Annotated in this window: 13 protein-coding genes; 7 read left to right on the top strand and 6 right to left on the bottom strand. The window is 64.4% G+C overall.

The annotated features are described in order from the left end of the window. Window positions 1-21: 21 nt before the first annotated feature. The gene (locus NDN01_RS05205) at window positions 22-2,109 is read right to left on the bottom strand and encodes a malate synthase G (protein WP_272626305.1); all 2,088 of its coding nucleotides are present in this window, start codon (window positions 2,107-2,109) and stop codon (window positions 22-24) included. Between the two features lie 70 nt (window positions 2,110-2,179). Next, window positions 2,180-2,632: a MarR family winged helix-turn-helix transcriptional regulator gene (locus NDN01_RS05200; protein WP_272626304.1), complete on the bottom strand. Its 453-nt coding sequence runs from the start codon at window positions 2,630-2,632 to the stop codon at window positions 2,180-2,182. A gap of 82 nt (window positions 2,633-2,714) precedes the next feature. Here NDN01_RS05200 and NDN01_RS05195 point away from each other — a divergent pair, with 82 nt between their 5' ends. The 5 genes from NDN01_RS05195 to hmgA all read left to right on the top strand — a co-directional run bounded on the left by NDN01_RS05195 (window position 2,715) and on the right by hmgA (window position 7,357). Further along, a complete protein-coding gene (locus NDN01_RS05195) occupies window positions 2,715-3,293 on the top strand; it encodes a TetR/AcrR family transcriptional regulator (RefSeq protein ID WP_272626303.1) in 579 nt (192 codons plus the stop codon). A gap of 259 nt (window positions 3,294-3,552) precedes the next feature. After that, window positions 3,553-4,302 carry an SDR family NAD(P)-dependent oxidoreductase gene (locus NDN01_RS05190; RefSeq protein WP_272626302.1) on the top strand — a complete coding sequence of 250 codons (750 nt, stop codon included), beginning with the start codon at window positions 3,553-3,555 and terminating at the stop codon, window positions 4,300-4,302. Between the two features lie 51 nt (window positions 4,303-4,353). Then, the gene (locus NDN01_RS05185) at window positions 4,354-4,734 is read left to right on the top strand and encodes a DUF427 domain-containing protein (RefSeq protein ID WP_272626301.1); all 381 of its coding nucleotides are present in this window, start codon (window positions 4,354-4,356) and stop codon (window positions 4,732-4,734) included. 90 nt (window positions 4,735-4,824) lie between these two features. After that, complete coding sequence (hppD, locus tag NDN01_RS05180; protein WP_272626300.1) at window positions 4,825-5,898, top strand: 4-hydroxyphenylpyruvate dioxygenase; 1,074 nt, start codon at window positions 4,825-4,827, stop codon at window positions 5,896-5,898. 175 nt (window positions 5,899-6,073) lie between these two features. After that, on the top strand, window positions 6,074-7,357 hold the full coding sequence (hmgA, locus tag NDN01_RS05175) for a homogentisate 1,2-dioxygenase (protein WP_272626299.1): 1,284 nt from the start codon (window positions 6,074-6,076) through the stop codon (window positions 7,355-7,357). Window positions 7,358-7,492: 135 nt separating this feature from the next. On the opposite strand, the gene proS is transcribed toward hmgA, so the two are convergent. The 3 genes from proS to NDN01_RS05160 all read right to left on the bottom strand — a co-directional run bounded on the left by proS (window position 7,493) and on the right by NDN01_RS05160 (window position 10,259). After that, entirely contained in the window at window positions 7,493-9,028 is a 1,536-nt protein-coding gene (gene proS / locus NDN01_RS05170) for a proline--tRNA ligase (protein ID WP_272626298.1), read from the bottom strand. Window positions 9,029-9,114: 86 nt separating this feature from the next. Beyond that, on the bottom strand, window positions 9,115-9,492 hold the full coding sequence (locus tag NDN01_RS05165) for a hypothetical protein (protein ID WP_272626297.1): 378 nt from the start codon (window positions 9,490-9,492) through the stop codon (window positions 9,115-9,117). Window positions 9,493-9,608: 116 nt separating this feature from the next. Continuing rightward, the gene (locus tag NDN01_RS05160; protein WP_272626296.1) at window positions 9,609-10,259 is read right to left on the bottom strand and encodes a PAS domain-containing protein; all 651 of its coding nucleotides are present in this window, start codon (window positions 10,257-10,259) and stop codon (window positions 9,609-9,611) included. Window positions 10,260-10,632: 373 nt separating this feature from the next. On the opposite strand from NDN01_RS05160, the gene NDN01_RS05155 reads away from it, so the two are divergent. Beyond that, window positions 10,633-11,529: a DMT family transporter gene (locus NDN01_RS05155; protein ID WP_272626295.1), complete on the top strand. Its 897-nt coding sequence runs from the start codon at window positions 10,633-10,635 to the stop codon at window positions 11,527-11,529. Between the two features lie 55 nt (window positions 11,530-11,584). Next, a complete protein-coding gene (locus NDN01_RS05150) occupies window positions 11,585-12,052 on the top strand; it encodes a methyltransferase family protein (RefSeq protein ID WP_272626294.1) in 468 nt (155 codons plus the stop codon). Here NDN01_RS05150 and NDN01_RS05145 read toward each other — a convergent pair. After that, window positions 12,049-12,564, bottom strand: a complete 516-nt coding sequence (locus tag NDN01_RS05145) for a CcdC protein domain-containing protein (protein ID WP_272626293.1) — start codon at window positions 12,562-12,564, stop codon at window positions 12,049-12,051. The genes NDN01_RS05150 and NDN01_RS05145 overlap by 4 nt on opposite strands. Between the last annotated feature and the right edge of the window lie 30 nt (window positions 12,565-12,594).

Genomic DNA, 12,594 nt, shown 5'->3' with positions numbered 1-12,594 from the left:
TCGCCGGGGGAAGAAGACAGCCTAACGCGTTTCCGCCTTGGCCCGCGCGCGATAGGCGTGCAGCAGCGGCTCGGTATAGCCGTTCGGCTGGGTCAGCCCCTCGAACACCAGCGCCCGCGCCGCCTGATAGGCAAGGCTCGTTGCCTCATGCCCGGACATCGGCCTGTACAGGGGATCGCCTGCATTCTGCACGTCGACCTTTGCCGCCATGCGCGCAAAGGCAGCGTCGATATCCGACTCGGTCGCGACGCCGTGGAGCAGCCAGTTAGCCATGTGCTGCGAGGAGATGCGCAGCGTCGCGCGGTCTTCCATCAGGCCGATGTCGTGGATGTCGGGCACCTTGGAGCAGCCAACGCCCTGATCGATCCAGCGAACGACATAGCCGAGGATGCCCTGGGCATTGTTGTCGAGTTCGGCACGCACCTCGTCCGGCGTCCAGTTGCGGCCCTTGGCGACCGGCACGGTGAGCAGGTGGCTCAGGCCCGGAATGGCTTCGCACGCAATCTCCACGCGCCGTTCGAACACGTCGACCTGGTGATAGTGAATCGCATGGAGCGTCGCCGCCGTGGGGCTCGGCACCCAGGCCGTGTTCGCGCCGGACCGGGGGTGGCCGATCTTCTGCTCCATCATGTCGGCCATGCGGTCCGGTGCGGCCCACATGCCCTTGCCGATCTGCGCCTTGCCCGAAAAGCCGTGCGCCAGCCCGATGCGGACATTGCGATCCTCATAGGCCTTGATCCAGTCGCTCGACTTCATCTCGGCCTTGGGGATCATCGGCCCCGCCCGCATCGCGGTATGCATCTCGTCGCCGGTGCGATCGAGGAAACCGGTGTTGATGAACACGATTCGGTCCTTCACCGCTTCGATGCAGGCGGCGAGATTGGCCGAGGTGCGCCGTTCCTCGTCCATCACCCCGACCTTGATCGTATGGCGATCGAGACCAAGCAGGTCCTCGACCGCATCGAACAGGCGGTTGGTGAAGCCGACCTCTTCCGGACCGTGCATCTTCGGCTTTACGACGTAGAAGGACCCGGCCCGGCTGTTGCGATATGCTCCCAGCCCGCGAAGATCGTGAAGCGCGATCGTCGCCGTCATGATCGCGTCGAGGATTCCTTCGGGCGCCTCGGCACCATCGGCCAGCATTATCGCCGGACTGGTCATCAGATGGCCGACGTTGCGCACGAACAACAGGCTGCGGCCCGGCAGGGTCAGCGTGCCGCCGTCGACCGCTTCATAGCTGCGATCGGCATTGAGCCTTCGCGTGACCGTCCTGCCACCCTTGTCGAAGCTTTCAGCCAGATCGCCGCGCATCAGCCCAAGCCAGTTGGCATAGGCAGCGACCTTGTCCTCGGCATCCACCGCGGCGATCGAATCCTCCAGGTCAACGATCGTGGTGATCGCGGATTCGAGGATCACGTCTGCGATGCCGCCCGGATCGCCACCGCCGATCACTGATTCCCGGTCGATGACGATCTCGATGTGCAGGCCGTTGTGCCGCAACAGCAGCGATTCGCCGTTGCGACCGACAAGCTGCGCCGGATCGGCCAGATCGGGCGTACCACCGCAATAGGCAGCCCAGCTTTCGCTCGCCAGCGGCACCGCCTGGTCGAGGAACGCCTTGGCATAGTCGATCACCTGCGCGCCGCGCACCGGATCATACCCACCGGGCACCGCCATGCCGGGCAGCGCATCGGTGCCGTAGAGCGCGTCGTACAGGCTGCCCCAGCGCGCATTGGCCGCGTTCAGGACGAAACGCGCGTTGAGCACCGGAACGACGAGCTGCGGCCCCGCCATCGTCGCGATCTCGGGATCGACCTTTTCGGTACCGATCGTGAAAGGCGCCGGCTCGGGCACGAGATAACCGATCTCGCGCAGGAACGATTCGTCGGCTGCTTCGCCCGCGACGTAGCGTGAGTCGATCTGATCCTGCAGCACGTCACGCCTCGCGAGCAGCGCCCGATTCTCGGGGGCAAGCGATGCGAAGACCCCCGCCACACCCTGCCACCACAGTACGGGATCGATGCCGAGCGGCGGCAACACCTGCTCCTCGACGAACGACGCAAGCTGGGGGGCAACGGACAAACCGGCACGATCGAGCATTTCGGACATTGGGCCTCCTGGAAAAGTCGCACATGCCTGGGGAGGGCTGACCGCGCTTAGGACAGGCCGGGGCCGGCTATCAAGCCTGTTCGGGGTCGAGCGGTGCCGCCGAAGCCTCGATACGGTCGAGCATCGCGCGAAACGCCGCGATTTCCTCGACGGAAAATCCCGCAAAAACCCGCGCTTCCAGTTCAAGCGCCTTGGGCGCGACGCTCTCGTACAGCGCCTGCCCTGCCTTGGTCAGCGACAACAGGTGCGATCGCTGGTCGTCCGGATTGGGCCGCCGCTGTACCAGCCCGCGATCGACCAGCGCGATGGCGGCGCGGCTCACCGTCACCTTGTCCATCCGCGTCGCCACGCCCAATGCCTGCTGGGTCAACCCGTCGCTCTCCGCGATCACCGCGATCAGCCTCCATTCGGGGACGCGAAGCCCGAACAGCGATTGATAGGCCGTCGCAATCGCCGACGACACGCGATTCGACGCGATCGACAGGCGATAGGGCAGGAACTGGTCGAGCTTCAGGCGGGTCATATGCCTTCGCTAGCGCGACGCTGGCTCCCCGTCACCCCGCTGTCATCCTTGACATAATAATATGGACGGCCATATTGCTTCCATGGCAAAAATCTCCAATCGCGAGAAGATCCTCACCGCAGGGGTGCGGGTGGTGCATGAGCGCGGCTTCGGTGGCGCCAGCGTGCGGGATATCGTCCAGGCGGCGGGCGTGCCGCAGGGCTCCTTCACCAATCATTTCGTCTCGAAGGAAGCCTTCGGCCTCGAGGTGCTGGACATCTATTTCCAGCAAAGCGTGGCCATGTTCGCCGAAACGCTACGCAACGATGCCCGTCCCCCGCTCGAGCGGTTCGGCGCCTTTCTCGACGCCAATATCGAACGCGCCTCGGGCGAGAACCTGTGCAACGGGTGCATGATCGGCAATTTCGCCGCGGAGACCAGCGGAAGCGACGCAATCAGGCCGCATCTCGTCGAGATTTTCGACGCGGTGCGTGACGCGATCGCGTCCTGCCTCAAGGCGGCGGTCGCGGCGGGCGAAGTGCGCGCCGATCTCGATTGCGACGATGTCGCCGCGTTCCTCGTCGCCTCGCTCCAGGGCGCGAATCTCCTCGCCAAGGTCGAGCGGAGCGCAGAGCCGATGAAGCGACTCAAACGGATCGCCCTCGATATCCTGCAGCGCTGAAACAGCAGGCCCGGCCCGCGTTTGTATCCCCGTGTGAACGGGAAGATGCGGCGCGTGGCAGCTGCTCGATATCTGGTGCGACTGTGGGTCGCCTTTCCGCGCTTCGCGGCATGTACAGAGAAATAAATCACGTTATATCAAATCTCTATAAAATTTAATACGTACGGACATAGTGCACCCCTTGCACAAAATACGTACGTACATATTTGATGGTCCGCAGCGCATCACGCCCTGCCAGAGTTCATCAGGGATCACTAAAATGACAGCATCCGTCGTCCTCGTCACCGGCGCCCTCACCGGCATCGGCCGCGCCACCGCAGAAGCTTTTGCCCGTGAAGGCGCGAAGGTCGTCATTTCCGGCCGCAATGCCGAAGCCGGCGAAGCGGTCGCCGCCGATCTGCGGAACCTCGGCGCCGAGGTCCATTTCATCCGCGCCGATGTCCGTCATGAGGAGGATCTCCGCGCGCTGGTCGACGGCACCGTCGCGCGTTTCGGTCGCCTCGACATCGCCATCAACAATGCCGGCACCGAGGGCCAGTTCGGTCCGGTGACGGATCAGACCCCGGAAAGCTACGCCGCGATGTTCGATACGAACGTGCTGGGTGTGCTGCTCAGCATGAAGCATGAACTCCGCGTGCTGCAGGCGCAGGGCTCGGGGTCGATCGTCAACATTTCTTCGGTGCTTGGCCAGGCGGCGTTCGCCAATGCGGCGCTCTATACCGCCAGCAAACATGCCGTGGAGGGCCTGACCAAGGCGGCGGCGCTGGAAGCCGCGCCGTTCGGCGTTCGAGTCAACGCCGTCGCGCCGGGACCGGTCGAGACACCGATGCTCGACCGTTTCACCGGCGGGGAAGAGGGGAAGGCAGGCCTGGCCTCGACGCTCCCGCTGGCCCGCACCGGCGCGCCGGGCGAGATCGCCCAGGCGGTTCTGTTCCTCGGCTCGGACAAGGCGTCGTTCATTACCGGCCATGTCGTGAACGTCGATGGCGGGAAGCGCGCTGCCCTCTGATATATCAGCCGGGCGGTCCTTCGGGGCCGCCCTTTTTTGCGAGGTGTCGCCATGACTGACAAGCCGATCCGCATCCCGGGCCCCGATCACCCGATCACGATCGAACCGAACGCCGCCCGCGTGAGAGTGACGGCGGGCGGACGAGTGATTGCCGACACGACGGAATCCCTCGTGCTGCGCGAAGCGAGCTATCCGGCGGTCTTCTACATTCCACGCAAGGACGCGGACATGGCGCTCCTCTCGCGCACCGACCATCATAGCTATTGCCCGTACAAGGGCGACGCCTCCTATTTCTCGCTGCCCGCCGGCATCGACAAGGCGGAGAACGCGATCTGGACTTACGAGGCGCCCTATGAGGCAGTGGCCCGGATCCGCGATCATCTCGCCTTCTACACGGACCGCGTCACGATCGAGGAACTGCCGGCATCCTGATCGCACATCGCTGCGTTGAGAGGTGGACGAACAGATGGAACCGCCCTATGTAGTTTCATCTGTTACCACTTTGCTCCTCGGAGATTCGCGATGACCGACCCGCACGACAATCCCATGGGCCTGGACGGCTTCGAGTTCGTCGAGTTCACCGGCCCCGATCCCGATGCGCTGGCTGACCTGTTCGTGAAGATGGGCTTCACTCATGTCGGCACGCATCGGTCGAAGAATGTCCGCCGCTACGCTCAGGGCGACATCAACTTCCTGCTCAACATGGATGCGGCCGGACAGGTCGCGAATTTCCGCGAGCAGCACGGCCCCTCCGCCAACGCCATGGCGTTCCGCGTCGCCGATGCGGCGAAGGCGCTGAAGCTGGCGGTGGAGCGCGGCGCGGTGGCGGTCGAGGGCAAGGTCGGTCCGGCCGAGCTCAACATCCCGGCGATCGAAGGCATTGGCGGCGCGAACCTCTATCTGGTCGACCGCCGCGGCGCGGCCACGATCTACGACATCGATTTCGAGCCGGTCGAAGGCACCTCGCCCGACCAGCATTCGGTCGGCCTGCACACGCTCGATCACCTCACGCACAATCTGCAGCGCGGGCGGATGGATTATTGGGCGGATTATTATTCGCGCATCTTCAATTTCCGCCAGATCCGCTATTTCGACATCGAGGGCCAGGCGACCGGCCTGTTCTCCAAGGCGATGACCGCGCCCGACGACAAGATCCGCATCCCGCTGAACGAAAGCCAGGACGAGCATTCGCAGATCGAGGAGTTCATCAAGGACTATAAGGGCGAAGGCATCCAGCATCTTGCGCTGTCGACCGACGACATCTTCGCCACGGTCGATGCGCTGCGCGCCAACGGCATCCGTTTCCAGACCACGCCGCAGACCTATTTCGACCTGATCGACAAGCGCCTGCCCGGCCACGGCCACGACGTCGCCGAGATGCGCAAGCGCGACATCCTGATCGACGGCGCGCCGGAGACCGGCGGCGGCCTGCTGCTGCAGATCTTCACCGAGAACATGGTCGGCCCGATCTTCTTCGAGATCATCCAGCGCAAGGGCAATGACGGCTTCGGCGAGGGCAATTTCAAGGCGTTGTTCGAGAGCATCGAGCTCGACCAGATCCGCAGGGGCGTGGTGCCCGGGGCGGTTGAGGCCTGACTTACTTCTCTCCCGTGGGAGAAGGATATGAAGACTTACGAGCGAAGCGAGTTAGTCGAAGTTGGATGAGGGGATGAGGCTCGAGACGATCGAGCGTCCCCCTCACCCTCCCACTGCCTTTGGCAGCGGGCCCCTCCCTCTCCCAAAGGGGGAGAGAGAAAGAAGGAACGCGGCGATGTCCGATTACATGACAGGCTTCGGTAACCACTTCGCGACCGAGGCAATCCCCGGCGCCCTGCCCGTCGATCGCAACTCTCCTCAGAAACCCCCGTTCGGCCTCTATGCCGAACAGCTGAGCGGCAGCGCCTTCACCGCGCCGCGCCACGAGAATCGCCGCTCCTGGCTCTACCGCCTGCGCCCCTCCGCAGCGCATCCCGCCTTCACGCGCTACACCGGAGCAAGGCGCTTCGCCCCGGGCATCAGCAAGGAAGTCCTTGCCCCCAACCGCCTGCGCTGGGCCGCCCTCGATATCGAGGATGCCGACTGGCTCGACAGCCTGACGACGATGGTCGTCGCGGGCGACGGCCCGAAAAGCCAGGCCGGCGTCGCCATGCACCTCTACTGCGCCTCGAAGGACATGGTCGAGCGGGCCTTCGTCTCGGCTGACGGCGAGTTGCTGATCCTGCCGGAAATGGGCGCCCTCACCCTCTATACCGAGCTCGGCCGGATCGACGTGAAGCCCGGCGAGATCGCGCTGATCCCGCGCGGCGTGCGCTTCCGCGTGGTCCTGCCAGAGGGCAAGGCGCGCGGTTACGTCGCGGAGAATCACGGCATGCCCTTCCGCCTGCCCGATCTCGGCCCGATCGGATCGAACGGCCTCGCCAATCCGCGCGATTTCGAGACGCCGGTCGCCTGGTTCGAGGACCGCGAAGGCGATTTCGAGCTGGTGCAGAAATTCCTCGGCGCGCTGTGGACGACCAATCTCGGCCGCTCGCCAATGGATGTCGTGGCATGGCACGGCAATTACGCGCCGTGGAAATACGATCTCGCGCGCTTCAACACGATCGGCTCGGTCAGCTTCGACCATCCCGATCCCTCGATCTTCACTGTGCTCACCTCGCCCAGCGACGTGCCGGGCACCGCGAATGTCGATTTCGTGATCTTCCCACCGCGGTGGATGGTCGCGGAGAATACCTTCCGCCCGCCCTGGTTCCACCGCAACACCATGAGCGAATGCATGGGCCTGATCTCGGGCGCCTATGACGCCAAGGCCGACGGGTTCAACCCGGGCGCGCTGTCGCTGCACAACCAGATGAGCGGCCACGGCCCCGATGTCGCGAGCTGGAAGGGCGCGAGCGAGGCCGAGTTGAAGCCGCACAAGATCGACGGCACCATGGCCTTCATGATCGAGAGCCGCTGGGTGTTCCAGCCGACCGATTACGCGCTGGAGACGAGCGCGCTCGACGAGGATTACGACCAGGTGTGGACGGGGTTTCCGAAGGCGGAACTGCCGGAGTAAGCCGAGGCTTCGACCGATACGGTTCCGTCACCCCGGACTTGTTCCGGGGCCCACCGGGCCGCAAACTGGTGGCCGGCGAATGCGCGGCACGGTGGGCCCCGGAACAACTCCGGCATGACGGCCAGATTGCGAGGCTCAGTAAGATCGCCCCACCAGCACCCGCTCGGCCGCCGGTTCGCCCGTGAACAGGCACACGCCATCGACCGCCGCCGCATCCATCGGCGCATTACGGATCGTCAGCTTGAGGGCCTTCAGCCGCTCGACCACCTTGTCGAGCGCGGCGCCGGTCGGCTTCGACCATTGCACCTCGACCCAGCCGGGGTTCTTCGCGCTTTCGGCGAACACCCGCTCGATCCCGGCAAAATCAGTCACGTCCCGCACGATATTCGCGTCGAGCCGCGCGCGCGCCTCGGCATGCAGGCTCGACTGGATGCTCTCCAGCGTCGCGGTCGCTTCGCTGAGGAAATCGCCTTGCGGCACCACCTTGCTGTCGAGCTTGCCGTCCTCGCGATAGAGCCGGTCGCGGCGGATCACCGACACATTCCCGCCCGCCACGTCGCGGCCGCCGACCTCGATCACGATCGGCGCGCCCTTCTTCACCCAGCCCCAGCGCTTGGTCGCTGCCTTGGCCGGCTTGAGATCGAGCAATGCCCGCACCGGCTCGCCCAACGCGGACTGCTTCGCCAGATCTGCCTGTAGCGCCTTGCAGTAATCGACGATCGCAGCGTCCTCTTCCGTGTCGCGCAGCATCGGCACGATCACGATCTGCCACGGCGCGATCCGGGGCGGCACCCGCAGGCCGTCGTCATCGCCATGCACCATGATGACGCCACCGATCATCCGGGTGGAAACGCCCCAGCTTGTCGTGTTGGCCAGCTCAAGCTCCCCGGCCGCGTTCTGGAAACGGATATTCTGCGCGCTGGCGAAATTGGTGCCGAGGAAATGGCTGGTGCCCGCCTGGAGCGCCTTGCCGTCCTGCATCATCGCCTCGATCGAATAGGTCGCGACGGCACCGGGGAAGCGCTCATTCTCGGGCTTCTCGCCCGCGACGACGGGCAGCGCAAGGCAATCCTCGGCGAAGCTGCGATAGACTTCGAGCATCTTCAACGTCTCTTCGCGCGCCTCTTCGACGGAGGCGTGGGCGGTATGCCCCTCCTGCCAGAGGAACTCGCTGGTGCGCAAAAACATGCGCGTGCGCATCTCCCAGCGGACCACGTTCGCCCATTGGTTGATCAGCACCGGCAGGTCGCGCCATGACTGCACCCAGCGGGCGAAGGCGGTGCCGATCACTGTCTCCGAGGTGGGGCGCACGACCAGCGGTTCTTCGAGCTTCGCGGTCGGATCGGGCATCAGTCCGCCCTTGCCGTCGCTCACCAGCCGGTGATGCGTGACGACCGCCATTTCCTTGGCGAATCCTTCGACATGCTCAGCTTCCTTCTCGAAATAGGAGAGCGGGATGAACAGCGGGAAATAGCAATTCTCATGGCCGGTCGCCTTGATCCGGTCGTCGAGCAGACGCTGGATGCGCTCCCAGATGCCATAGCCCCATGGCCGGATGACCATGCAGCCGCGCACGCCGGATTCCTCGGCAAGATCGGCTTCCGAAATGACTGACTGGTACCAGGCCGAGAAATCGGCCTCGCGGGTGACGGGGAGAGCGTGCTTGATCATGGACGGGCGGATAGCGGCTCGCGACCAGTTCGTCACCCCGGACTTGCTGCGGTATGCGGCGGCCTCATTTCATCCGCACCAGTTCATCAGTCCTTGGACGGTGGCGCCATGCCCATTCCGGTAACGCGGATCAGCGCTTCGTTCAGGGCGATTGCCGCCATTCCCTGGCCAAGCGAATCCGCCATGCACAAGGCCTGGGTGATCAACTCCTCGAGCTTCACCAGCGAGGGCGCCGCGCCGTCGGCGCCGGACCGGGTTTCATCATGATGGATCGTGAGCGCATTCAGTCGCGAGGTTGCCGCGGAGATCAGTATCTCCATCTCGCGCAATTCCTCGTCGGACCCGCCAGCCCTGATCAGCGCAATCGCGCGATCGACCAGAATCTGCGTGGCGCGATGGCCATGTTCCGCCACCAGCTCATCGGCTTCGCGGCAGGCTTCCGGGGGGCAATGCAGTCTCATCATGGTGCATACTTTCTCGGCCGGTACCCCTGATTATGTCGTTCGACGGACAGCCGTAACTCGTAAAATTACCGGGCCCTGTACCAAGGCGGGCAGGCAAGCTGTCTGTGACGGCGTGGTCACAACAGCCCCCTGCGGATGGCGATGGCAGTGGCATGTACCTTGTTCGCGGCCTGGAGCTTGCGGACTGCGTTGTTCAGGTGGAACTCAACCGTGCGGCGGCTTCGCCCGATGATCGTCGCGGTCTCCTGCGCTGTCTTGCCCACACTCACCCACAAAAGACATTCCCGCTCCCGCTGGCTCAGGGAACCTTCGCTCTCTTCCATATCGACATGGATATCTTCAGCCGCCCTTTCCGGCGGCTCCGCCGGGCTGGCCAGATCGGATGGCGCTTCTACACCGAATATCGCCGCCGCACGGTCGCCGGCGCGGAATTCGGTTATGTCGGTGATGCATCCCACCGCGCGCAGATGCTGCGTATCGTCATCGCGGATGACGCTCGCCACCGATCTGAGCCACCGGATTTCGCCGCCGGGCCGGACAATCCGAAACTCGACATGATAGGGTTCGTCGTTCGTGATCAGCATGGCAACGATTTCAGGATCGACTTCGGTCGCGACCGCCACATCGTCGGGGTGGATGTGGGGTTTGAAATCGGGGATCGAGCCGATGTCGGCCTTGCGTGGATCGAGCCCCAGTATTTCATACCATCGATCGTTGCAGATCAGGGTATCCGTATCGATATCATAGTCCCACAGCCCGCCGCCCAAGGCCTTGAACGAAAGATACAGTCGTTCGAACCCGAACGCGTTGAATCGCTGCGGGAGTAATGTCGGCGACGTCTTGCCGGGATCTTGCACCCCGCCCTGCCCATCACTTCCAGCTGCCTTCATGTCTCACCTGTATCCTGGACCGATTCCTAGGCTTCCCGGGGCAGCGGGCAAGTTAACAAAGGTTCAGCCGCGCGTCCGCTTGCTGTCATGCTGGGCGACGGTCGGATTCAGGATTGGGGTGGCATCCCGGCGTGACACTCGCCCCGGCGCCGGCCAAATAACCGCGCCGTGCGGACTTGTTCCCCGTTCCACCGTCGCGCATGAGCACGCCCATGCGCATTGCGGCGAGGGGGATATCGACACTACGGGAATGACGAGTGCAGACCGCATCTTCCCGGCCATCGCCCTGCGCCTCGTGTCGGTCGTGTGCCTCGCCACCATGGCGGCGCTGATCAAGCTGGCCGAGATGGCCGGCGCGCATCTGTCGGAGATCCTGTTCTTTCGCCAGGTGGTGGGCGTTCCGCTGGTGGCGACGGTGATCGCCATCGGCCCCGGCCTGGCCACGATCCGCACCGGCCAGCTCGGCGCCCATGTCATGCGCGCCGCGGTCGGTCTGACCAGCATGACCTGCCTGTTCAGCGCGGTGACGCTGCTTCCGCTCGCCGAATCGACCACGCTGCAATTCACCGTGCCGATCTTCGCCACGATCCTCGGCGCGCTGCTATTGCGGGAACCCACCGGCTGGCACCGCTGGCTCGCCGTTGTGGCGGGTTTCATCGGCGTGCTGATCGTCGCCCGTCCGGGCAGCGGACATTTCGCCTTATGGGGTACGGTCGCCGGGCTGGCCGCAGGCTTCCTTACCGCCGTCGTCTCGATCCAGCTACGCCGGATCGGACGGACCGAAAGCCCGTACACCACCGTCTTCTGGTTCGCGACACTCTCAACGGTGCCGCTCAGCGTCGTTTACGCCTTCGATCACCAGACCCATTCGCTCCGCGTCTGGCTGTTGTTGATCAGCATCGGCGTGGCCGGCAATCTCGGGCAGATCGCGCTCACCTCGGCGCTCAAGCTTGGACCGGTCTCGATCGTCGTGCCGATGGACTATTCCTCGCTGCTCTGGGCAACGCTCTATGGCTGGCTGCTGTTCGGCGCCCTGCCCGGTCTTCCGACCTGGATCGGCGCGCCGATCGTCATCGGCAGCGGCCTGTACATCGTGTGGCGCGAGCATGTCCGGCGACGCACGGAGACAGAGCAGGCGATCGTCTAGCCTTGCCTTCCCCGCCCGTCCCTGCATGATGGCCGGGCACGACCGGGAGTGGGCAATGCAAGTTGATCAGGACAGCGCGAAGGTCGGCTTTCCGCCGCCCTTGATCTATCTCGGCACGTTGCTGATCGGCTTCGCCTGGACGGGACTTACGGGCAGACTGGGTCCGGTCGGCATGATCTCCATCGTGACGGGCGGGGTGTTCGTCGCGCTGGGCGCGCTGGTCATCATCTCTGGCACTGAATTGTTTCGCCGGGCCCACACCGACCCGAAGCCCTGGCGTTCGTCCAGCAGCCTGGTGACGACCGGCATCTATCGCTTCACGCGCAACCCGATGTATCTCGGCATGGCATCGATCCATGCCGGCCTTGCCATCGTCTTCAACAGCTTCACCGCGCTCCTGCTGCTGCCCGTGGTGATCCTCATCATCCGCACCCAGGTGATCGCGCGGGAGGAACGCTATCTGCTTGGCAAGTTCGGCGAGGACTATGTCGCCTACAAGAAGAGCGTGCCCCGCTGGTTCTAGGCCCTCGCCGCGCGCGCCTCGTCGAGCAGACGCTTCGCGCGCAGATACATCTCCACCCGCTGGACCGCGAACAGGCCGAGCGCGAGGACCACGAGGATATCGGTCAGCATCGCGACGTTCAGGTGCAACGCGCTGCTTCCCGCCCGGGCGGCAACGCGCAGGCCCACGATCGCAAACAGGAAGGCGATTCCGGCCAGCGAAGCCTTCTGGTTCAATTGATGCGTTTCGGGATCGACCGTGATCCGCATCGTCTTACCGCGCTGCCACCCCAGCGCCGCGCCAACCGCCAGCCCGATCGCGCACAATCCCCATCCGGCCGGTGTCGGCGGGAACTGCACCAGCATCCAGGCGCAGACGACCAGGTAGATCGTCGGGAATATCCATAGCCGCTCGATCCGAAGCGGCCGAATCTGAGTCAGGCGTCGCGCGCGAAGGGCGAAGACAAGGAGAAAGATCGCGGTCGGGATCGCATATTGGAGCCACCCCTGCGGCTGGCCGGTATGAACCTGCATCGGCTTCTATCCCCCGATTGATCCCCGTCG

This window comes from Sphingomonas sp. QA11, from assembly GCF_028473665.1.
In the GTDB taxonomy this organism is placed as follows: domain Bacteria; phylum Pseudomonadota; class Alphaproteobacteria; order Sphingomonadales; family Sphingomonadaceae; genus Sphingomonas; species Sphingomonas phytovorans.
Note: the sequence above shows the minus strand (reverse complement) of the source record. Positions and strands in the feature narration are given on the sequence as shown.